Raw genomic sequence first — 20,114 nt, forward strand, 5'->3', positions numbered from 1 at the left:
TAACCCCAAAACCTAGTTTTTTGTTCACAATTTCAGGAATTGATTAACCATGTCAATTAATATTAAAAAAGGCGAAAGGATCAGTTTATCGAAAGAAGCTCCAGGGTTAAAACGAGCCTCCATTGGTTTAGGCTGGGATGTCAATGCTAGTGATACCGGAACAGCCTTTGATTTAGATGCTTCTCTGTTTATGTTAGCAGGAGATGGTAAAATTCCCATTGATGAATATTTCGTATTTTATAACAACTTAAACTCTCCTGATCAATCCGTCAAACATTTAGGAGATAGTCGCACCGGAGAAGGAAGCGGGGATGATGAAACCATCGTTGTTGATTTAGCAAAAATCAATCCTGAGATTCAAGAATTAATTTTTGTGGTGACTATTCACGATGCTGACCAACGGCGTCAAAACTTCGGACAGGTGAAAAATTCCTATATCAGAATTTATGATGGCGACACTCAAACCGAAGTCACAAAATATGATTTAGAAGAAGACTTTTCCAGGGAAACCGCCGTGGAATTTGGCAGATTATATCTCAAAAATGGTGAATGGAGATTTCAAGCCGTCGGACAGGGATATAATGCGGGTTTACAAAGTTTTGTAGACAAATACGTTTAATTTATTTTGAGGATTCTAAACAATGGCGATTAATTTAAAAAAAGGTCAAAGCATTGTTCTTGATAAAAGCGAATATGACCTATCAAAAATGGTCATGGGCTTAGGGTGGGATGTCTCTAAAAAAGGAATGTTTGGCGGAATATTTAGCGGATCTGCTGATTTCGATTTAGATGGATTTGCCCTATTATTAGATGAGCGAGGAAAATTAAGAAATCAGCAAGAAGATGTGATTTATTTCGGACATTTAGCCACCAAAAATAATACCGTAGTTCATTCAGGAGACAACCTCACCGGGGAAGGATCGGGAGATGATGAACGAATTATTATTGATTTTAAAACCCTTCCTAAAACCTATCAACAAATTATTTTAGGAGTGAATATATACCACGCCGAAGACCGCCAACAAAACTTCGAGATGGTTAAAAATGCCTTTGTCCGAGCCATAGATGCTAAGGGTAAAGAAATTGCTCGTTATAGTCTTTCGGGTGAACCTGCTTACTCAGGACAAACTTCTATGTTACTGGGGGAACTCTCTCAAGAAAACGGACAATGGAAATTCAAAGCATTAGGAACACCCTTAAAAAGTAATTTAAACGGGGTTATTCGTTCCTTTGTGTAATCAATATTCTCAAAAATTAGGGGCGAAGGATTCAGATATTAAATGATGGTGTTCTCATCACTTTAGATCCAAATTCTCCGCCCCTAGAATTGATCAATTTTCAACAATATTTTAATAATATTTGTGTTGAAAATCGGTTTACCTTAGCGTTTGCGGTAGGGAACCATGGTTTCAATATTGATATCACCTAAAGCAATGCGAGTCACAGGGATAACGGTAGGAGTAACTAAACCCAGGAACTGTGCGGGATCGCCAGCTTTGATTTGTTTTTCTTGGGGAATAAAACGACGAACCGCATTTTGCCAAACCAGTTGGGGGAAGCCCAGTTGGTTCCGGTGGTACTCGTTGTAACGAGGGGTTTTCAGGTTAAAGGGAACTTCACCTTGATTGCGTTGAAGTAGTACCCGACGACGTTGGTAGGGAACCGTATCATACCCGAAGTTATCTAGGTATTCATCGCTATCGAGTAACTCATCAATAAACCCTTTAGGGCCTTTGTTAGCAACGACGATAGACCATGCGATCTTTTCACGTTCGCTGTAAACGTCCCGTCCGAGGATGCGTTGGACACACATCTCGACAAAACGGTAATTGCTATTGGTTTGGTAATTGCGACGCAGGAAAGGATCGGAAGTCGCTAAACCCCGAATAAAATCCCGCACGTTAATTTGACCAAACTTAAGCTGAGACTCTAAGCAAGTTTGAACGTTGCTTTTGAGCATTTGATGTTCACTGAAAATCTGGCGATAAGCAGCCCAAATGATCTCATTCCACTCAGAAGCCGAAGGCAGATTTTCCGTCGTAAATACTCTGGGTTGTTCATCACCCGCTACTTCAAAGCCAGCCACGCGAACATTGCGGCTGGTCGGGCCATAACTTAATAAAGGAAGCGCCACCTTAAATATCTCCTTAATTTTGAAGGTCAACTTTATTTTTTATCTTGTGGTCGGGTGTTGCCCCGATCGCTCAGGGCTTTAGAGCGACAGGCTTGGCTATAGTACAGATTAGGGGATTTCGGCAACTCATCTGGCGTTTTTCTGAACCCATGCAACAATATGTAACATTTTTTGACACCAGATACCCGATCCCCATTATGCTAAATTAAAGATTAAATCCCCTAGGGGGGGATAATTGTCAAGATATATTAAATTATGATAACCTACTTAATAAATCTTAAAGATATTGCTCAACATCCTACTAGGTTCTATTTTGACTACCACTCAACCGATTCAACCCACCTCTGGATTCCTTCAGAGAGTTCTGGCCAAAGTTAGGATCTCCCAGACTTGGCCGGTATTTTTCGCGTCGGTATTTCTCGTGACTGTCCCGGTGTTTTTTCAAGCCCCCCTAGTCCGACAATGGCCAGAATTTAGCGTGATTTTGACATTGGGATGGCTAGGAATTAGTTGGAGATTAATCAGACAACCCGCCACTTGGGTTTGGGGAGACCTATTATTAGGATTTAGTTGGAGTTGGTTTACGGGTGCAATCTATTGGGGTTGGTTACGCTGGGAACCCCTCTTACATTTACCCGTAGAAGCTATCGGCGTCCCCTTTGCCATCTGGTGTTTATATCGAGGTTGGGGAAAGGTCGGAAACTGGTTTTATTTGGGTTCCCTATTTGGTACGGCGGTCACGGACGGATATTTTTATATCGCCGGATTAATTCCCAGTTGGCGCCAACTGATGCACGTTGAACCCGCCTTAGCCTTACCAATATTTCAAAACGCCCTGCAAATAGTGACTACCCCCTGGGGGATTAGTTGGGCCGTCGGATTTGCCCTATTTTTATTTGGAGTTGGTGTTTTTCCGTTACAATCAAAAGAACAACATTGGTGGGCTTTTGGGGGAGCGGTATTGAGTACAATTTTGGTGGATAGTTTATTTTTGGTTGCGGCTTGTTTAGCCTAATTTAACGACAAAGACACAAAGAATACAAATCTGTTGTCAATGTGCGATGATCAGGAAATTTTTATCTTTGTAAAGATTGTTTTTTTACCCTTAAATATAATTCTTGCTCTGGCTTATGGCTACATCAAAACGGGATTCTGAGAATAAGGTTAACTCTGGGGGAAACCCTGTGGTTTATTCGGAGTTTGGGACGGGAACAAATTCAGTGGCTTTAGAACGTTCTCAAGGTTTTGTTCCTGAACTCCCCCCCAATCAACACAATCTGAAAGTCCAAGCAACTCGTTCAGGACGCAGGGGAAAAACTGTAACGGTAATTAGTGGATTTCAAGTTAAACCGGAAACTTTGGAATTGTTAGTTAAACAGTTAAAATCCCAATGTGGGGCGGGGGGAACGGTTAAAGAAAATACGATTGAAATTCAAGGTGATCATCGTCCGAAAGTGATGGAAACTTTGATAAAATTAGGATATAAAGCTAAAATTAGTGGGGGATAAGTTGTTAAAATATTAATGCTTGAAATTCCAGTTCATGAAACTTTTCAATCGACGATTCAAGGAGAAGGATATTGGGTCGGAACTCCTGTAGATTTTATTCGGTTAGCAGGTTGTCCGGTTCGTTGTCCTTGGTGTGATACGGGTTATGGAGATGGGGGAATGAATTTACCCCGTAAGGTTAGATCTTTTGATTCGTTAATCGCAGAATTGCGATCGCCAAGGGTGGTAATATCAGGGGGAGAACCGTTGATATATGCTCAACTTCCCCGGTTAATTCAAACTATTGAAGCGACGGTCAGAACTGTTGCGATTGAAACATCGGGTTCTTTTTGGCAAGATATTCCTAATTCTGTTTGGGTAACTTTCAGTCCTAAACATCATGTTAGTCCCAATTATCCTGTAATTCCGTTAATATGGAAACGAGCAAACGAGATTAAAATAGTGATTGAAACCGGATCGGAATTAGAGTTTTATGCTGAATATTTAGAGCTTAATGATCAAATTCCCGTGTTTCTACAACCGGAATGGAACCAACGCGATCGCACTTTACCTTTAGTTTTAGAATTATTAAAAAAATTTCCTCACTATCGGTTATCAGTCCAAATTCATAAATGGTTACAAGTTCCTTAATTTAAAATTATTTTGTTCAGGTCTAAAATCCTATTTATTTACCAATTCGTAATTCGTAATTCGTAATTACCTATTCCCCGTTATAACTATGAAACCAGAATTCCGTTCCCACTATCCTCCAGAATGTCTAGAAAAACAAACTATTCCTTATCGGAATATTGTTGGGGTGAATGAACAGATATATCGAGAATCCTTAACCTTTAATTATACCATTAAAACCACTTTACACCGTCAACATTTTAATCCGCCGATTTGGAAAGATTGCCATTTCCATAATTTTGAAATTAGCTTAGAATTGCAAGCAGTTAGACATCCTGAAGATTTGTATGGGTTGGATATGGTAGAAATGGAAAATCAATTACAAATTTGGGCAAAACAGTTACCCGAAATTGTTAATGATCATCCCCTATGTCCCCATGGAACTACGGAGGAAATGTGTTTATATTTTTCACGCATTCCCATTGATAATCATATCCAAATTATGCGGGTGAGTGTGTCAGAAACACCCAACCGAGTTACGACTTTAGAAGTTTATATAGCAGGGAATAGGGAATAGGGAATAGGGAACAGGAAACACGGTAGAGGATGTGTAATTAATTTTGTTTAGGTACTTATAAGTGAATCCAAGGAGCAACTTTACGACCCAGAAACCGAATATTGAACTTGAATTTCTCCACTGGACTATTATAATCTTTTCCTTGAAAATGACCTGCAATGCCATAAAATTCAGGTTCTATTGGGAAACGTTCTATCAACTTCTGGTCTGGTTTTGCCGATTGAATTCCTTGATAAATTTTACTTTCCATATAAAAACATCCGTTTTGATGATTATAGAGTAAAGGTTGAAAATATTTTAAATAAAATTCTTTTTTAAAGACTAAAAATCGAGTGTCAACATAAGGAGATGCTGTTGTTTCTTGAAATAGATATTTTTTGATGACCCATCCTTGATCTTTGACATCATATAGACAGTCATAAGAAGCAGGTACACTTTCAAGAATTTCTGTTAAATTTAATAGCTTAATTCGTCCGGTGATTTTGGCAACACAATTAGCTTTTTGAACTAATTCAGACTGTTTAAATCCTTGATCAATTAAAGAAATTTCTCCATATCCTTTGCCATAAGAACGAGGGAAGGTATTACTATTGATAGAAATAAATTCAATGTCTTTATTATAAGGGTTTTCTAAGGTTGCCTCTTGGACTCTTGCTAAAGACCATCCTGAATTTTCAACGAATAAAATTTTTTGAATTTTAGGATGATGATTAATATAATATTTCAAAGTATGAAAATAATCCTCTTGACGGGTTTCTGGGTCAGCAGGATAAGCCTTTGGCATTCCCTTAATATCAATTGTTGCACTTAACAGCAAAACAATGTTATTCATAAAATTATGGGGATCGATTGTATGAGGCATATTCAGGTCAATTCCAAGTCGAGTTGAATTTCAGGAATCCTCTAGTTTTACCCTGTAGATGGGAATAACAAACATTATACCCGGTGATTACAGGTTAAGGTAAATATGGATAAGTCTTTAATAAAATGGCTTTCGGGAGTTCTCCTCGTTGCTCCTGTCCTGTTAACGAGTTGTTCTCTGAATTTGTCCTTACCGAAATTTGATGAAAGCAATAAAGCCGAATTTGTCATGCAAACTATGACCACAGGACAACAGGCTTATTATCAAGCCAATGGTAAGTTTGCGAACTCTATTCAAGGGTTATCTTTGAATGCAAATTTAGACACCGGAGAATATCGCTATAGCGTGAATACCGAAGGTCAATATGCGGAAACCGTATTGATGACGGCGGCGGCCAAACAAGACGGACTCCCTAGTTATGCTGGAGTCGTGACTGTCAGCCACACAGCAGGCGGTGTAATGGCTTTAGCTAATATTTGCAAAACCGATCAACCCTCCACCGAACCCCCGGCTTTGTCCTCAACTCCCGTACCCGGAGAAGGTTTAAAATGTCCTGCGGGTTCGAGTCCGGTCAGATAGGATTTCTCTGTATAACTTAAAGTAGCTTGTCCATCGGCGCGTTGTTGTTTGGCTTGATCTATTTAATTCCCCTGATAAGTTTCCCAAAAATTCATAAATTGTTTAGCAATATCAATTTGTTGTTTAGCTTCAGATGTGGTAATGTTAACATCTAAATCATAATCACTCCGGTTTCGCATATCCTGTGCATCAATCAAAGCCCTGTGAAATTCTCGAAATTTTTGATTGTCCTTAGCAAATTCTCGACCGAAAGCACTAATCACAGCAGAATGGCTAGAAAAACTTAAGTTTTTTGCCAACAAAAAGGCAGAAGCAATATAAAACATTGCATAATAAGCACGGGACGTTGCCAGTTCTGCTAGATTATTTTCCACCAATAAATCTGCACCCATTAGACTCCGTTTAGCTTTTTCTAGTAGTAATTTTTGTTCATCACTCATAGAACAATTCCTTCCCGATGAACATTCAAAATAAATGGACTTTTTTCTTGATTAAAACGCTGCTCAGAGACAAAAGCACGGGAGATAACCGTATCATATTTTAAGGATAATTCTTGAATAAACTCACTGGTTTTTTTGATTTCATCAGAGTAATTAAACGCGGATTTCATCACAATCAGTAAGTCAATATCTGAATCAGGTTTAGCTTCCCCCCTAGCTTGAGAACCATATAAAATAATTTGAACAACCTGTTCAGAATAATGGGTTTTAAACCATTTTTTAATAAATTCTATAATCTCTGGTAATTTTTGATGTTTCATTTTATTAAATAAATAGGGTATGCAAGATTTCCTTAATGGTACTGTTATCCAATGTCCTCCGGGTTCGAGTCCGGCTAGGTAGAATTTCCCTCTTTTTTAAGAGCGGTTTTTTGTGAGGTAGTTTTTAGCGATCGCTTTCTCTGACTCTCAATTCGCCATTTCATTAACTTCCATGCACCCCAAGAACAGAATGCACTGAAAAGCAGGGCGATAATAAAAGGGGGAAGGGGAAAGGATTTCATCCAGTTATCGCGTGTGGGAGGACTCCAGGGTGCTGTCATCAAACCCGATGTAGAAGCAATTATCGCCCCGGCTGCAATTCCCACACCAATAGATTGAATATGGTCTTGCAAATCTTGGTTGCTTTTCGCCTGTTCAATTTCCGTCCTGGCCCTAATTGTATTAATCAAATCACTAAATAAATCTTTTCCTGGTTCCAAATACTCCAAATAAGTCTCGATTTGGCGCAGATAAAGAGGATAGGTTTTTTCAGCTAAACGTGACCATACATCCAGCTTATTTCCCGCCTCTAGTAAAGAACTCAAACAGGTTTTAAAATTATCAGAATTAGTTTTAATTGTGGTATAATGAGTTTTTAAATCCCGCAAACAACAATTATAATATAATAAATCTTGGGGAATTTTCTGAACCATTGTATCTAGTGTATCTAGGCGATTTAGCCGTTGTTCGGGGGTTTCATCAGAAATTTTATAGAATTCTGGCACGTTCTTCTCTAATTTACTATAGAGTTCCCTCGCTTTTTGATAAGACTGTTTTGCCTTTGAGTAGGTTGCCACAATCTTTTTTTGACACCAAAATAAATCCCTCAACGACTCATAGTTATCATTAGCTTTTTCTAAATCTAACTGTTTGGGTTTTGCTAAAGAAATAATAATCGTTAAATCCCTGGCTTCAAACAGAAAACAGGGACAATTAAACAATTCCAACTGATAAATAAATTGTGGATTAAATGACTTATCCTCACATAAAGCACATAAAGCATTTGCCCATTTTTCCGCTTCTTCAAGTTTTGGTTTTGATGTTATCCAATAATTTTGTTCCCCATGTATAGTTAAAACTTTGCCTAAATCGGCTTTAATTTGATTCAGGAAAACCTTGGGTTGAAAAGCCGAAAGTTGTTCAACTTCAATTTCTACATTTTCCCCTTCCGGCTTGAGGGTAATATCCACACAATAGGTATCATTCAGGAGAAACCCTTGCAAATTTCCCTCCAACTTAAACCCGAAATTAGTCGGAATTGCTGTTAACTCAACTTCCCCATCGGGTTGAGACTTGATATTTTCGAGTTCAGGAAAGGGGAGAAATGTTAAACTTTTCCAGAGACTATCTGCCTTCGGATTAGGGACATCGGGGGGATCGTCAAGGCGTTGTTGCAGGTGGAAAGCGAAGCAGCTAAAGGTGATATTTTTCATCAAGACTGTGGGGGTTTTTCTTCTGGATTTTTATGCAAATTTGTATTATCTTTTGTGGTGTTTTCAATCAGTTCTTTTAGGGATAAATTGGGAGTTTTATGATTAGGTTTACTGCCACCGATTCCTTTTTCTCCGGTGACTCCCAGGAGGGGATTAATAGAGGTGATAGATTTTAATTGTTCCTGATAAGCTGTTAAGATTGACTTACGCTGATCGGTATTTAACCATTGCTCTATTGCTTCGGCATTTTTTTCATCATCATCACCCAGTTGGGGTTTTAATTCCTCTAAATCTGGCAAATAGTCAGCTAAAAGATTATGGCTCAATAAATGAGTAAAGGCTTGAATTTTATCGCTATCGCTTGCCATTTTTTGTTCTCCTTGTCCAACTACACAGAATGCCGCCCAGTGATAGGGAGACTGATAGGGGCGGTCATTAACCCCCTTTTCATTTTGCCCTAGTTTTTGGAAAAATTCGGCTAAATGTTTTTGCCAATCTCCTCCTACTAATAGCTGGCATTCTCGCACCCAGTCTTGAAACCCCTTAACGGTGGTATCCCGGAGCCAGATTTGAGCGGTTTTGAGGGCGATGGCGAGTTGTCCGGGGTGGTTTTGGAGGGTTTCGTAGGTTTTAATCAGCAGCAGGGCGGTGGAAACTTGGTTAACTGACCAGAGACTAACCAGGACGCTAGGACTACCCGCCAGGATGAAGCCACTGGAGAGGCTGATATATTCGTCGGTGGTATCAATGGCCACTTGTCCGGTTTCGCAGGCGGAGAGGGTAACAAGGCTGCACTGACTCAGGTTGAGGGAGGCGATAATTTCCTCTAGGGTGAGGATACCGTCGGCGAGTTGCAAGCCTGAATCTAGGGGAGAATTGCGGTTAAAGCCTGCGTGACAGGAGAAGAAAAGATGATGAGTTTGGCGGAGGTCTTTGGCGAGGAAGTTGGCTTTTGTGGCGTTGTGTTTTTGGAGACTGTTGGGGTCGAGGAAAAGACGGCGAATGGTTTCTACTTCCAAATCAGCATAACTTAGGTCTTTGGTCGGGTTTTGGACGGCAAACAAGCGTTTAAAATTCGGACGGTGGCGGGTTTGGGCTTGTTGCAGGAGTTGGCAGTTGGGGGCATAGGTAACACCCTGTTCAAATAATTCCTGTAGGGATTTTACCTCACTTTCTCCTGTGGGAATGGGTAAGGCGTGGAGGGGGAACAGGTGCAGATAACGGTGGGGGATGAGAATGAGTTTTTTACAGTTGGGGAATTTTTTAAAGAGGTTTTGCAGAATTTCTGGCAGGTGGAGGATTTCGGCGAGGGTTTCTAGCCGTTGAGAGAGGTTATCGTGCCATTCAGTTTTGTTGCTGTAGTAGTCTTTGAGGTAGGCGTTTCCCCAGTCGATGAGTTGATCTCGGTCTTCCTGTGAAGATTGCCAGATTGTGATCCCCCCTGCCCCCCTTAAAAAAGGGGGTTCTGAGGGGTCTGCCTCTTGTTCCCCCCCTTCTGAATGGGAGGTTAGGGGGGGATCAGGCATTAGGGTGAAGGTCAGGAATTTATCCCCCAGGATATACCATTCTAGGATGGCGGTTTCTTTATCCAGTAACTCTTGCATCCCCTGGAAATGCAGGGGTTTGTAGGGTTCGAGTTGCCGCTTTTGTTGCCGCAGTTGGTTGAGGTGGGTCGGGTCGGGGTTCTCCCCGTCTTGGATGCGACGTTCTGCTTGAGCAATGGCGATTTTGAGTTGCTGCAACTGTTGGCGGTCGTTATCGGGCATCACGCGCCCCGGATATGCGTCACGGGTGGCGATGAGTTCCACTAAGTTGCGGGCTTTGCTGCGGTCTACATATTCAATCGCATCCTGGTATCGACCCAACTCTAGGCAGACTTCCACCATGCCGCGATAAACTTGGTTCCATTCTTCATTAAAGTTGCGTTTATAGCCCTCACTATCCGCCCCAATTTCCCCCCGCAGATATTCCACCCGTTCCAGGGCTTCTTGAAAGCTACGGTAGGAATTTTCTAGGGCTTGTTGTTTCTGGGTGGAACTGTTCCCCGCTAGGCGAGATTGAGCTTGGTAGGCAAAACCAAAGTTATTCAGGGTTGTTGCTAAGTAGCGGGCTAACCCCAACCGCCGCCGAATCCCTGCGGCTTCATCGTAGGAGGCGATCGCACTTTCGAGATTGACGGCCGGGTTGATGCCCATCTCGGCTTGGGTGAGGCGGGCATTTCCTAGGTTAGTCAGGGTATCGGAGAGGTCTTTGTCTAACTCCAACCGTCGCAGAATTTCTGCGGCTTCATCGTAGGAGGCGATCGCCCTATCGAGATTGGCGGCGGGGTTGATGCCCATCTCGGCTTGGGTGTGGCGGGCATTTCCGAGGTTAGTCAGGGTAGAGGAGAGGTCTTTGTCTAACTCCAACCGCCGCCCAATCCCTGTGGCTTGATCGTAGGCAGCGATCGCACTATCGAGATTGGCGGCGGGGTTGATGCCCATCTGGGCTTGGGTGCTGCGGGCATTTCCGAGGTTAGTCAGGGTAGAGGAGAGGTCTTTGTCTAACTTCAACCGCCGCATAATTTCTGCGGCTTCATCATAGGCAGCGATCGCACTTTCGAGATTGGCGGCCGGGTTGATGCCCATCTCGGCTTGGGTGCTGCGGGCAATTCCGAGGTTATTCAGGGTAGAGGAGAGGTCTTTGTCTAACTTCAACCGTCGCCGAATTTCTGCGGCTTCATCGTAGGCAGCGATCGCACTTTCGAGATTGGCGGCCGGGTTGATCCCCATCTCGGCTTGGGTGAGGCGGGCATTTCCGAGGTTATTCAGGGTAGAGGAGAGGTCTTTGTCTAACTTCAACCGTCGCCGAATTTCTGCGGCTTCATCGTAGGCAGCGATCGCACTTTCGAGATTGGCGGCCGGGTTGATGCCCATCTCGGCTTGGGTGCTGCGGGCATTTCCCAGGTTAGTCAGGGTAGTGGAGAGGTCTTTTTCTAACTCCAACCGTCGCATAATTTCTGCGGCTTCATCGTAGGCAGCGATCGCACTATCGAGATTGGCGGCGGGGTTGATGCCCATCTGGGCTTGGGTGAGGCGGGCATTTCCCAGGTTAGTCAGGGTTTGCGCCCGTTTTTCCGGGTTATCCGCCCGCAGTTCCAGCACCACCCCATAGCCGCGAATGGCAATCTCTAAGGCTTCTGCATACCGACCATAGGGGAATTGTTGAATACTGATGCAGGTATCTTGTACTAAGCCTGCCGCTCTTTCGGGTTGGTCGGGATACTGAGCTAGAAGTCCTGGTATTGACTGGACAATGGTATCCCCCAGGTTGGGAACAATCAACCCCATATATTGCCGCATCACCTGATGGACTGCGACCTCATTCCCCCCGCTTTCCATTTCGGCATTGAGCAGTTGTTGCCAAAACTGTTGTAATACTTCTTGCTGATTTCCGCCAGTCCCCTGCCTCGCCAAAAACGCCCCCAACTGTTGCGCCAGATTTCGCAGAAAACCCGCGTTATTCTCTTGTCCGTCACTCTGCAATTCTTCTGCCACCTGTTCGCACACCTGCACAAATGCCCCATCAATCAGTTCCGGGTGTTGGTTGAGGATTTGGTTTTCTTCCCCACTGGGACAGTCGAGGAGTTCTTGAATTAGGGACAGATGGGCCTGTAGGCGTTGTTCGTTCATGGCACTGGGCAGGGTGGAAATATTGTTGCTATTTTATCCCATTCAGTAGGGTTAAAATGTCCTGCGGGTTCGAGTCCGGTCAGGTAGAATGCTCCTATTCCCCCAGAAAATCTACTCTACCCAGTTTTCAACCCCTAGATTGTTGATCCGGCTGAACTCCTTCACATTATTTGTCACCACCGTCAGACCGCGACTGAGAGCTTGGGCCGCAATCAGCAAATCATAACTACCAATGGGTTGTCCCCTTTTCTCTAAATCAGCCCGAATATTGCCAAAAATTCGTGCATCTTCTGGATTCAAACCCACGATCTCGAAGGGAGCACAAAATATAGCTAAAGTCTGGCGGTTGCGTGAGGGATTCTGACTTTTTGCTGCCCCATACTCAAGTTCCCCAAGGGTGACAATAGAAATTCCCATATCAGAGATATCAAAAGATTGAAAACGCTGCTTTACTGATATTGGCTTTTGTTTGATAATGTAGATACAAATATTCGTATCTAGCAGATACTTCATTGAAAAATATCCTCTCGCGGAGGGAGTTCAGGCTGTTCTCGCTCATCGAGAAAATCAGGCGTAAATTGAGACAAATTATCCCACCAGTCTTCGTCTAAACTTGCTCTTAACTCCGGTTGTTTCTCCAACCGGAAAAAATGACGATATTTGATGAAAGTAATGTAATCTAAAACTTGATCAATGAGTTGATCGGGAAGGTTTTTGAGTTCTTGAGTCAGTCGATCTTTGGAAGTCATTTTACTCCATTTGGCTCCTTATTTTTGTTTAAGTCCTAAGAGAGTCTCAAGATAGAGAGACGCGCCGTGGCACGTCTCTACAAAGGAATAATTAAGCTAGAACAAAATCGACGTCGTTACTGCCGCCTGTTTCTCCTTTACCAGAGGTTAATTTTTGACCATTGACTTCCACCGCAAAGGGGGTACTATCCAGGCCGGGAAGGTTATAATCGGTTTTTGCAGAAGTATAGCCGACACTGGCAATCATTTTCCGGCCAGTATCAGTATATTGGAAGGCCATCATTTGATTTTTTTTGTTTTTATTATCTTCGGCCCAAATCACCATATATTGTTGATCTTGATAATCAAAAACTTTGGGTTCTCGAAGGGGAACATAACGACCGGGTTCGCCAAAACTGGTATCTAAAAAGGTCTGGACTTCACTGGGTTGAACTACAGCATAACTGACTTGTTCTGGAGAAGCGGCGATCGCATCTCCTTGACTTGCATCTACTACTTCTTCTTTGCCCTTGTTCCGAAAATAATCAACGGCGACTTTAGTTCCAATAGCACCCGCAGTGGCAATTCCGGCACCAATTAAAAAGTTACGAAGTCTGTTATCAGCCATTTTTTCTCCTAATTAAAATTTAATTGACTTTTGTGTTTTGGAATTGATTCCATTAACATGGGAATTTTAACAAATTTTGCTCTATCTGTCATGGAACTTTCGATGGAGAAGGGAAAGATCAGTTGAAGATTATAGCAACCCTAAATAGGTTGTAACATTAAATCAGGCTGAACTAGCAATTTTTAACAAATTATTTCGATTGATTCAACAAATATAATTAAACTTAAAATTTGGCAATTCTTTCACCGAAGATAATGGAACAATTTCCTTATATTTCTCTTTTTCTATAGGATTCAGGGACAAATCAGGCATTTCTTCATGGCAACGACTACAATACCAATAAACTCCTGTGTGGCGAATATGGCGCAGGAGTGTAGATGAACAGCAGGGACAAATCACGTTAGACATAATTAACTTCCTCAAAGTCAGGATTGGAAATAATAACAATTAAAAAAATTCAAGAAATTCAAGATTAGAACTGGATTTAAACCCTGATGAAAAATACAATTTAGGAGTCATGAATTTTCAAAATTTCTTCTATAATTAAGCGATCGCCGATAGAAACATCCTGCCATAATTCCAGTTCAGCATTTTTCGTGAGTTCGAGTTGCAAAGGGGCTGCAAACCAAAAATCTTGATTGAAAATAAATCCCTGGGATTGGAGTTTAAAACAAACCGATTGCACCGCATAATTGTTGACATCCAACTCCGGCATCAAATAGGAAGAATGATCCAAAACCCAACTGCAAGCGTCCCTATCAATTTCGGCAAGTTGATAAATCGCCTTGATTAAAACCAATTCAATCCAGCCAGGATTGGGCAAAACCGTTAAAAAATTCTTTAATGCTTGGATATATTCCCGGTTTTGAGCACGGAGAACATCAATGGTCAATTCTACATAGGAATGATCCATCTCACCCTGATTTTCCCTTTCTTGATCCGATGAGTTAATCATATTTTCCTGTCCCGAATGACTAAGGCTGTGAAAAGGTTGATTTAAAGATGAACAGGTGGAAAAGCTAACAATGGAACACTTACTTTTGACGAATTCAGGAAGGGGATCAATCGAAGTCGGGGTGTTGTCAACCGAAGTTAGACTTTTAGAGTTTAAATACATGGAACACAGTTGAACCTAAAAAAAAGCAATTGCCTATGGTTGAACTGTAACTAATAAATTTGAAGATTTTGTGAAGAAAAAATTCCCATGCTGATTTTGCAATAATTTGTTACAGTTCACTCCGTCCATTGCAGAAGGGTACGAATTTGATTCACTAAATCCATGGCTTCAAAGGGTTTAGTAATCACTCCCGTTACTCCTAACTGAATAAATTGCTGTTTTTCACTCATTTTTGCCTTAGCAGTTAACAAAATCGTGGGAATATGCTGGGTTTCGGGATTAGCTTGTAAATACTTAAAGGTGGTGGCTCCATCCATATCGGGCATCATCACATCTAAGAGAATAGCATCCGGTTGCGCTTTCTGAGCTAAATCCAATCCATCACTCCCACAGCAAGCGGTTATGACTTCCCAACCCCCGGCAACTTCCAGGCAAATTTGGATAATCTCCCGCACCCCATCATCATCATCAATAATCAGAACTCGTTTTGTTGTCATGAATCCACTTCTGTTGATATTGCCATCGGTAGGGTGAAGTAAAAACAACTGCCCTGATCTACTTTACTGCGTACCCAGATCTGCCCACCATGTTGTTCCACAATCGAACGACAAATGGCCAAACCCAACCCGGTACCACCTTTTTTGCGAGAGTCTGAGGCATCGACTTGATGAAAACGCTCAAATATTCTTTCAATTTTATCAGAAGGAATACCTCGACCTTGATCTTGAATTTTAAATAAAATCTTGGGTATTTCTTCGAGATTTTCTGGAAGTTCCGTCTCCACACTCAACTTAATATTACCCCCCCCGGACTCGGAAAATTTGATCGCGTTACTTAATAAATTAGTTAGCACTTGTAACACCCGATCAGGATCGGCATAGAATTGTAAACTTTTGCTACTAACCTCCAAATTAATCCCGCTTCGATTAGCCATAACCTGCATTTGTTCCGTAGCCTGCAAAAGTAAATCTGCCGCATTCACAACTTGTTTATTCAGACAAATTTTTCCCGATTCTAACCGTTCTAATTCTAAAATATCATTCACCAATCTCACTAAACGTTCGGCACTTTCGGCGACAATTTTCATAACGTGGACTCCCCGTTCGGACTGGGGATTAATTAATCCTGTCGATAACAGATTTAACCCGCCATGAATGGAAGTTAAGGGAGTTCTCAATTCATGGCTAACCACGGAAATAAATTCATCTTTCATTCTTTCAATAGCGTATCTTTCGGTAATATCCTCCCCAATACTCATCATCCCGATCGCATTTCCTTGTAAATCTTTTAACAGGGTATGATTCCAACTAATAATTTTTTCCTCGCCTAATTTTGTCTCAATCAACTGTTGACTATAGGGTTTAAAATCATATTCTAATAGTTCTGCAAAGTCTGAGGCACTCAGCCTTTGAGCCGAATTTTCTTGAAAATCTGATAACCAATTTTTTCCTAAAACTTCCGTTTGGGTATAGCCCATGACTTCCAATAAAAAGGGATTAACATATTCAACTTTCCCATTCCGATCTAATCCGACTACTAATAACCGGACATTTTCTAATAAACTCCGCCACCGTCTTTCGGCTTCGAGCAAATTCGCTTGACTTCGTTTTTGTTCGGTAATATCCCGAGCCATCGTAGATAAAAGATACACCTGTCCTTCCTGATTTTTATGGGCAATAATCAATTGAGATAGGGGAATTTCTTGCCCATCATAGCTGGTCAATGCGGTTTCACCGATCCAAGATCCGTCTCGAATTGCCGCCGGCAATCCTTGATTTTCAATAATTTCAACTGCCCATTGGGGATGATGTTGAGGAATATATCGATTGCTGATTTTTTCCTCTGGATCTAATCCAAAAATTTGCCGAGCCGACCGATTATAATAAACCACTTCTCCTCCAGGTTTTGCCGAGCAAATAAGGTCAGGCGTGGCTTCAATAATAGCAATCAATTTATCTCGTTCGGCTTCGGCTTGTTTGCGTTCGGTAATATCTTGCATCACCACCATTCCCGCAAAAATTTCTTCCTGTTCGTTGCGAACGGGTAAGGCTTGATGATAATAAATTCGTCCATCATATTCTACTTCGGAAATTGTTATTTCCCCAGCTAAAGCCGAGCGATATAGGGGTTCAACAATCTCTAATAGGGCTGGGGGTAAAACTTGCCAAATGGTTTTTCCTTCTAATATTTTTCGAGATAATCCCTTGAGGACTAAGCCCATACCATCGGCAATGGTATAACGAAAATCCAGATCGACTAAAAACACCGCTCCATCGGGAAAATTCTTAACTAAGGTGCGATATTGTTCCTCACTTTTTCGCAGTTTAAATTCCGTCCGATGGCGCTGCATCAGTTCAAATTGTAAGCGCTCATTGGCGGTTTCTAATTCGGTTGTGCGTTGAGTGACTCGTAATTCTAATTCTTGATTATTTTTTTGCAATAATTGTTCGGTTTCTTTGCGATGGGTAATATCTTTGGCAATTCCCCCCCGACGCTCTAATTCTCCGGTTTCATTCAAAATTGGAAATCCCCGATCCCAAATCCAACGATAGGAGCCATCGGGACGCAGGATGCGATATTCTAAATCAAATCCCCGACCATCGGGATTTTGCCGGGCGCGTAAAACCCGATTTTGATCCTGGGGATGAATGGTATTAATAAAGGCTGGGAAATTCTGATAGAGGGCGTTAACATTTCGATTCCAAATTTGTTGATATGCAGGACTCACATAGATAAACTGATTACCTAAAGCATTGGTAATCCAAAAAACATCATCAATATTTTCAGCAAGTTGGCGAAATTTTTTCTCGGTTTCGGCATGGGAGGCTCTAATTCTTAATGCTATAATTCCATAGACAATATCATCTACTAATTCTTTGAGTAATTTAACTTCGGCTGGATCAAAGGCATTAGTTTGAGTGGAATATAAATTCAGTACGCCAAAGGGAATTGATAAAATCTCTCCGTTCAATTTTGGTTGTAAATGTTGGTTGTGAGAGTCGGTCGCCATGATTAAAGGCATGGCAATCGAGGAGGTATAACCCCGTTCTTGGGCCTGTTGTTTCCAGGGGGCATAATCGCCATTGGTTTCAAAGTTTTGAAAAACACAGGTTTGCCCGGTTCTAACGGCGGTTCCCGAAGGCCCCTGACCCCATTCACTGTCATCCCAAGTTACGGTTAAATTATCTAAATAGCCCGCTTCAAATCCGGCTTTAGCAATCGGAATAATTTGTTTGTCTGAGGTATATTGGGTATAACCAACCCAAGCAAAATGGTAGCCTCCAATATTAATTAAAATCTGACAAACATCATGGAGTAATTCGGTTTCTGTGGTAGCTCTGACTAAGACTTGATTACAGTCGCTAATGGTTCTTAAAGCTCGATTAACTCGATGTAATTCTTCTTCGGATTGTTTGCGATCGCTGACATTTTGCGCCAAGGACAAAAGGGAAACTAAATTCCCGCCTTCATCTCTAACCACGGAATTATACCACTCACAATCAATCACTCTGCCGTCTTTAGTGCGATTTTGAGCTTCAATAATTTGGTGATTATTGGTGCCATCAATCAGTTGAATCATTTCTTGATTCACTTGCAAGATATTTGTGGCAAAAACTTCTTGAAAGGTAAACCATTGTTGACCTAAAACTTCCGCCGATGTCCAACCAAAAATCCTTTCAGCTTGGGATGACCAGCGTTTAATTTTGAGTTGCTGATCCCATTCAATCACCACCAAGGGAGAATTATCAAAATGACAGGATAAACATTGATGAGCCTGTTTTAATTCGGCAATTAATTGAGCCTGTTTTAAGGCAATTCCGACTTGATCAGCCAGTTGTTTTAAAAAGTTAGTTTCTAGGGTTGCCCATTGGCGAGGTTCTGCACATTGATGGGCCATCATAAATCCCCATAATTTCGGTTTAGGGTTGGAGGAATCATTCGTTGATTCTGGATTTTTGGGTGGGGTGATCATTGAATCAATTTCTTTTTTTTCTAACCAAATCGGAACAATTAAACTCGCCTTAACTTGGAAAAATTCCATTAATTCTAAATAGCAAGCATCTAAATTTTCTTGACTCAAATTGCTAAAAATAAGCACTCGATCCGGTACGGCAGCATCGGACAGGTAGGGGATTAATTCCGGGGTATAAATTCTATGGGATAATAGGGATAACCATTGGGGTATAACCGATTCTTGAACTACGGTTCCTCCCCTCTGGGAATCTAATTTTAACATGATCACTCGATCAACATTTAAAACTTTCTGTACTTCCTCAACGGTGGTTTTTAAAATTAAATTGATTTCTAAAGATTGCCTAATTTTTGAGGTGATTTCGGTTAATAGGTTTAAAAATTGATTTTGTTTCTGAGTTTCCGCAAAGGTGCGTTTTTGTTGGGTAATATCCCGTGTAGTTGCTAAGAGGGTTTTAACCTCTCCCCCCTGTTGAATTTCCGGCACAATTAAAGTCTGAAAGGATCGCAGTCCTTCGGAAGTTTCTAAGTCAAACTCAAATTGTTGAGGCTGTCCTGTATCTAATACCTGTTGACAATTTTGATCCCATTCTTGAGCGACCGGATCGGAAATTCCTAATTCCCAATTCGTTTTTCCAATAAATTTTTCTTGAGTAATTTGAATCAGTACAGCGGTGCGACGGTTAACAAAAACATAGCGTAATTTTTTATCCAGGCGAACAATAGAATCCCCCGCATTATCCATTAATGTTTCTAGTTCGGTTTTGCGAGCTTGAAGTTGAGTTTCAATCCGTTTTCGTTCTTCAATTTGTTTTTTTAAGGATTCTTTAGTTGTTTGAAGTACGGGGGTGGGAGTTGGAGTTGGGGAATGGGTTTTTTCAGATACTTTTTGCAGAACTGCTTTCACCGTTGAACATTGACTTAGATCTTTAATTACGGCTATAACTTCTGTTGTTGATAGGGGATAAATCTCAACTAAAATCTGATAATCTGACCGATCCTGATCACATTTATAAATAATATTTTGGGCTATTTGAGTCTCGATCACCTGTTGAATTAGATGGGGAAACTCAGAGGATTCCTGGCAATTTTTTAACTCTTGTAAAACCCGAGAAAATGGGTTCGATTCCGAAGATAAATTAGGAGACGCCTTCGTGGGTAAAACATGAATTTGTTGCTGTTCACAATCAATAATCATGATCAGATCATGAATCACTCCTAAAAATTGATTAATCTGCCATCGTGCATCCCAGGTTGGGGACTGGAACACTTGATATCCCTCATTCGGCAAATCAGAACAAATTTCTGAAGTCGTCATAGTAAAAATTAAATCAATATTAAATTTTGTAAAGACTTTTGGAATAATCTACTTTACTAATTATATCAAATTATATGGGATTTTAAACCCAAATTTTCGATAAACTGATACTCAAACTGAAATCTTGATCTTACCCACTACCGAAAACCCATTCCCGATCACGGATTTAAGCGGATGACGCAGATTAACATAGATTAAAACCCGTGAAATCCGTGAAA

General features: G+C 41.3%; 20 protein-coding genes. 7 read left to right on the forward strand and 13 right to left on the reverse strand.

Annotated features, from left to right (window positions below; translation table 11 throughout):
- Nucleotides 1-49: 49 nt before the first annotated feature.
- Both NMG88_RS06725 and NMG88_RS06730 read left to right on the forward strand, forming a co-directional pair.
- On the forward strand, nucleotides 50-619 hold the full coding sequence (locus NMG88_RS06725) for a TerD family protein (protein ID WP_026789091.1): 570 nt from the start codon (nucleotides 50-52) through the stop codon (nucleotides 617-619).
- 22 nt (nucleotides 620-641) lie between these two features.
- Nucleotides 642-1,238: a TerD family protein gene (locus NMG88_RS06730; protein ID WP_026789090.1), complete on the forward strand. Its 597-nt coding sequence runs from the start codon at nucleotides 642-644 to the stop codon at nucleotides 1,236-1,238.
- 143 nt (nucleotides 1,239-1,381) lie between these two features.
- Here the strand turns inward: NMG88_RS06730 and NMG88_RS06735 are convergent, their stop codons facing one another.
- Complete coding sequence (locus NMG88_RS06735; RefSeq protein ID WP_026789089.1) at nucleotides 1,382-2,134, reverse strand: phycobilisome rod-core linker polypeptide; 753 nt, start codon at nucleotides 2,132-2,134, stop codon at nucleotides 1,382-1,384.
- 283 nt (nucleotides 2,135-2,417) lie between these two features.
- On the opposite strand from NMG88_RS06735, the gene NMG88_RS06740 reads away from it, so the two are divergent.
- From NMG88_RS06740 to NMG88_RS06755, 4 genes are all read left to right on the forward strand, one after another.
- Nucleotides 2,418-3,149 carry a DUF3120 domain-containing protein gene (locus NMG88_RS06740; RefSeq protein ID WP_052369390.1) on the forward strand — a complete coding sequence of 244 codons (732 nt, stop codon included), beginning with the start codon at nucleotides 2,418-2,420 and terminating at the stop codon, nucleotides 3,147-3,149.
- A 115-nt stretch (nucleotides 3,150-3,264) separates the two neighbouring features.
- Nucleotides 3,265-3,642, forward strand: a complete 378-nt coding sequence (locus NMG88_RS06745) for a translation initiation factor (protein ID WP_042152912.1) — start codon at nucleotides 3,265-3,267, stop codon at nucleotides 3,640-3,642.
- A gap of 15 nt (nucleotides 3,643-3,657) precedes the next feature.
- Nucleotides 3,658-4,272: a 7-carboxy-7-deazaguanine synthase QueE gene (locus tag NMG88_RS06750; RefSeq protein WP_254035238.1), complete on the forward strand. Its 615-nt coding sequence runs from the start codon at nucleotides 3,658-3,660 to the stop codon at nucleotides 4,270-4,272.
- Nucleotides 4,273-4,360: 88 nt separating this feature from the next.
- A complete protein-coding gene (locus tag NMG88_RS06755; protein WP_235751201.1) occupies nucleotides 4,361-4,828 on the forward strand; it encodes a 6-carboxytetrahydropterin synthase in 468 nt (155 codons plus the stop codon).
- 55 nt (nucleotides 4,829-4,883) lie between these two features.
- On the opposite strand, the gene NMG88_RS06760 is transcribed toward NMG88_RS06755, so the two are convergent.
- Nucleotides 4,884-5,660 (reverse strand): hypothetical protein, encoded by a 777-nt coding sequence (locus tag NMG88_RS06760; protein WP_227350307.1) that lies wholly within the window; start codon nucleotides 5,658-5,660, stop codon nucleotides 4,884-4,886.
- A 135-nt stretch (nucleotides 5,661-5,795) separates the two neighbouring features.
- Between NMG88_RS06760 and NMG88_RS06765 the strand changes: the two genes are divergently transcribed.
- Nucleotides 5,796-6,269: a type IV pilin-like G/H family protein gene (locus NMG88_RS06765; protein WP_227366058.1), complete on the forward strand. Its 474-nt coding sequence runs from the start codon at nucleotides 5,796-5,798 to the stop codon at nucleotides 6,267-6,269.
- 62 nt (nucleotides 6,270-6,331) lie between these two features.
- On the opposite strand, the gene NMG88_RS06770 is transcribed toward NMG88_RS06765, so the two are convergent.
- From NMG88_RS06770 to NMG88_RS06820, 11 genes are all read right to left on the reverse strand, one after another.
- Entirely contained in the window at nucleotides 6,332-6,709 is a 378-nt protein-coding gene (locus tag NMG88_RS06770) for a HEPN domain-containing protein (protein WP_026789083.1), read from the reverse strand.
- Nucleotides 6,706-7,029: a nucleotidyltransferase domain-containing protein gene (locus NMG88_RS06775; RefSeq protein ID WP_027249075.1), complete on the reverse strand. Its 324-nt coding sequence runs from the start codon at nucleotides 7,027-7,029 to the stop codon at nucleotides 6,706-6,708. The genes NMG88_RS06770 and NMG88_RS06775 overlap by 4 nt, the downstream gene beginning before the upstream one ends.
- A 74-nt stretch (nucleotides 7,030-7,103) precedes the next feature.
- On the reverse strand, nucleotides 7,104-8,462 hold the full coding sequence (locus NMG88_RS06780) for a hypothetical protein (protein ID WP_254035239.1): 1,359 nt from the start codon (nucleotides 8,460-8,462) through the stop codon (nucleotides 7,104-7,106).
- Nucleotides 8,462-12,133, reverse strand: coding sequence for a CHAT domain-containing protein (locus tag NMG88_RS06785; RefSeq protein ID WP_254035240.1), 3,672 nt, complete (start codon nucleotides 12,131-12,133; stop codon nucleotides 8,462-8,464). Before NMG88_RS06785 ends, NMG88_RS06780 begins: the two co-directional genes overlap by 1 nt.
- Before the next feature lie 111 nt (nucleotides 12,134-12,244).
- Complete coding sequence (gene vapC / locus NMG88_RS06790; RefSeq protein ID WP_227350308.1) at nucleotides 12,245-12,646, reverse strand: type II toxin-antitoxin system tRNA(fMet)-specific endonuclease VapC; 402 nt, start codon at nucleotides 12,644-12,646, stop codon at nucleotides 12,245-12,247.
- A complete protein-coding gene (locus NMG88_RS06795) occupies nucleotides 12,643-12,882 on the reverse strand; it encodes an AbrB/MazE/SpoVT family DNA-binding domain-containing protein (RefSeq protein WP_227382585.1) in 240 nt (79 codons plus the stop codon). The genes vapC and NMG88_RS06795 overlap by 4 nt, the downstream gene beginning before the upstream one ends.
- A gap of 91 nt (nucleotides 12,883-12,973) precedes the next feature.
- The gene (locus NMG88_RS06800; protein WP_042152927.1) at nucleotides 12,974-13,489 is read right to left on the reverse strand and encodes a hypothetical protein; all 516 of its coding nucleotides are present in this window, start codon (nucleotides 13,487-13,489) and stop codon (nucleotides 12,974-12,976) included.
- 204 nt (nucleotides 13,490-13,693) lie between these two features.
- Entirely contained in the window at nucleotides 13,694-13,897 is a 204-nt protein-coding gene (locus NMG88_RS06805) for a hypothetical protein (protein ID WP_227350310.1), read from the reverse strand.
- Between the two features lie 100 nt (nucleotides 13,898-13,997).
- Nucleotides 13,998-14,606 carry a hypothetical protein gene (locus tag NMG88_RS06810; protein ID WP_052338649.1) on the reverse strand — a complete coding sequence of 203 codons (609 nt, stop codon included), beginning with the start codon at nucleotides 14,604-14,606 and terminating at the stop codon, nucleotides 13,998-14,000.
- Between the two features lie 116 nt (nucleotides 14,607-14,722).
- Nucleotides 14,723-15,103: a response regulator gene (locus tag NMG88_RS06815; protein WP_027249072.1), complete on the reverse strand. Its 381-nt coding sequence runs from the start codon at nucleotides 15,101-15,103 to the stop codon at nucleotides 14,723-14,725.
- Entirely contained in the window at nucleotides 15,100-19,896 is a 4,797-nt protein-coding gene (locus NMG88_RS06820; protein WP_254035241.1) for a PAS domain S-box protein, read from the reverse strand. The genes NMG88_RS06815 and NMG88_RS06820 overlap by 4 nt, the downstream gene beginning before the upstream one ends.
- Between the last annotated feature and the right edge of the window lie 218 nt (nucleotides 19,897-20,114).

Source organism: Planktothrix agardhii (genome assembly GCF_904830935.1).
Classification (GTDB): Bacteria; Cyanobacteriota; Cyanobacteriia; order Cyanobacteriales; family Microcoleaceae; genus Planktothrix; species Planktothrix agardhii.

What these genes read in the sequence shown, in the direction of transcription:
- NMG88_RS06770 (WP_026789083.1), bottom strand. Translation starts at nt 6,709, where the DNA reads ATGAGTGATGAACAAAAATTACTACTAGAAAAAGCTAAACGGAGTCTA.
- NMG88_RS06760 (WP_227350307.1), bottom strand. Translation starts at nt 5,660, where the DNA reads ATGAATAACATTGTTTTGCTGTTAAGTGCAACAATTGATATTAAGGGA.
- NMG88_RS06780 (WP_254035239.1), bottom strand. Translation starts at nt 8,462, where the DNA reads ATGAAAAATATCACCTTTAGCTGCTTCGCTTTCCACCTGCAACAACGC.
- NMG88_RS06800 (WP_042152927.1), bottom strand. Translation starts at nt 13,489, where the DNA reads ATGGCTGATAACAGACTTCGTAACTTTTTAATTGGTGCCGGAATTGCC.
- NMG88_RS06745 (WP_042152912.1), top strand. Translation starts at nt 3,265, where the DNA reads ATGGCTACATCAAAACGGGATTCTGAGAATAAGGTTAACTCTGGGGGA.
- NMG88_RS06775 (WP_027249075.1), bottom strand. Translation starts at nt 7,029, where the DNA reads ATGAAACATCAAAAATTACCAGAGATTATAGAATTTATTAAAAAATGG.
- NMG88_RS06810 (WP_052338649.1), bottom strand. Translation starts at nt 14,606, where the DNA reads ATGTATTTAAACTCTAAAAGTCTAACTTCGGTTGACAACACCCCGACT.
- NMG88_RS06795 (WP_227382585.1), bottom strand. Translation starts at nt 12,882, where the DNA reads ATGACTTCCAAAGATCGACTGACTCAAGAACTCAAAAACCTTCCCGAT.
- NMG88_RS06820 (WP_254035241.1), bottom strand. Translation starts at nt 19,896, where the DNA reads ATGACGACTTCAGAAATTTGTTCTGATTTGCCGAATGAGGGATATCAA.
- NMG88_RS06755 (WP_235751201.1), top strand. Translation starts at nt 4,361, where the DNA reads ATGAAACCAGAATTCCGTTCCCACTATCCTCCAGAATGTCTAGAAAAA.
- NMG88_RS06815 (WP_027249072.1), bottom strand. Translation starts at nt 15,103, where the DNA reads ATGACAACAAAACGAGTTCTGATTATTGATGATGATGATGGGGTGCGG.
- NMG88_RS06750 (WP_254035238.1), top strand. Translation starts at nt 3,658, where the DNA reads ATGCTTGAAATTCCAGTTCATGAAACTTTTCAATCGACGATTCAAGGA.
- NMG88_RS06785 (WP_254035240.1), bottom strand. Translation starts at nt 12,133, where the DNA reads ATGAACGAACAACGCCTACAGGCCCATCTGTCCCTAATTCAAGAACTC.
- NMG88_RS06765 (WP_227366058.1), top strand. Translation starts at nt 5,796, where the DNA reads ATGGATAAGTCTTTAATAAAATGGCTTTCGGGAGTTCTCCTCGTTGCT.
- NMG88_RS06730 (WP_026789090.1), top strand. Translation starts at nt 642, where the DNA reads ATGGCGATTAATTTAAAAAAAGGTCAAAGCATTGTTCTTGATAAAAGC.
- NMG88_RS06805 (WP_227350310.1), bottom strand. Translation starts at nt 13,897, where the DNA reads ATGTCTAACGTGATTTGTCCCTGCTGTTCATCTACACTCCTGCGCCAT.
- vapC (WP_227350308.1), bottom strand. Translation starts at nt 12,646, where the DNA reads ATGAAGTATCTGCTAGATACGAATATTTGTATCTACATTATCAAACAA.
- NMG88_RS06725 (WP_026789091.1), top strand. Translation starts at nt 50, where the DNA reads ATGTCAATTAATATTAAAAAAGGCGAAAGGATCAGTTTATCGAAAGAA.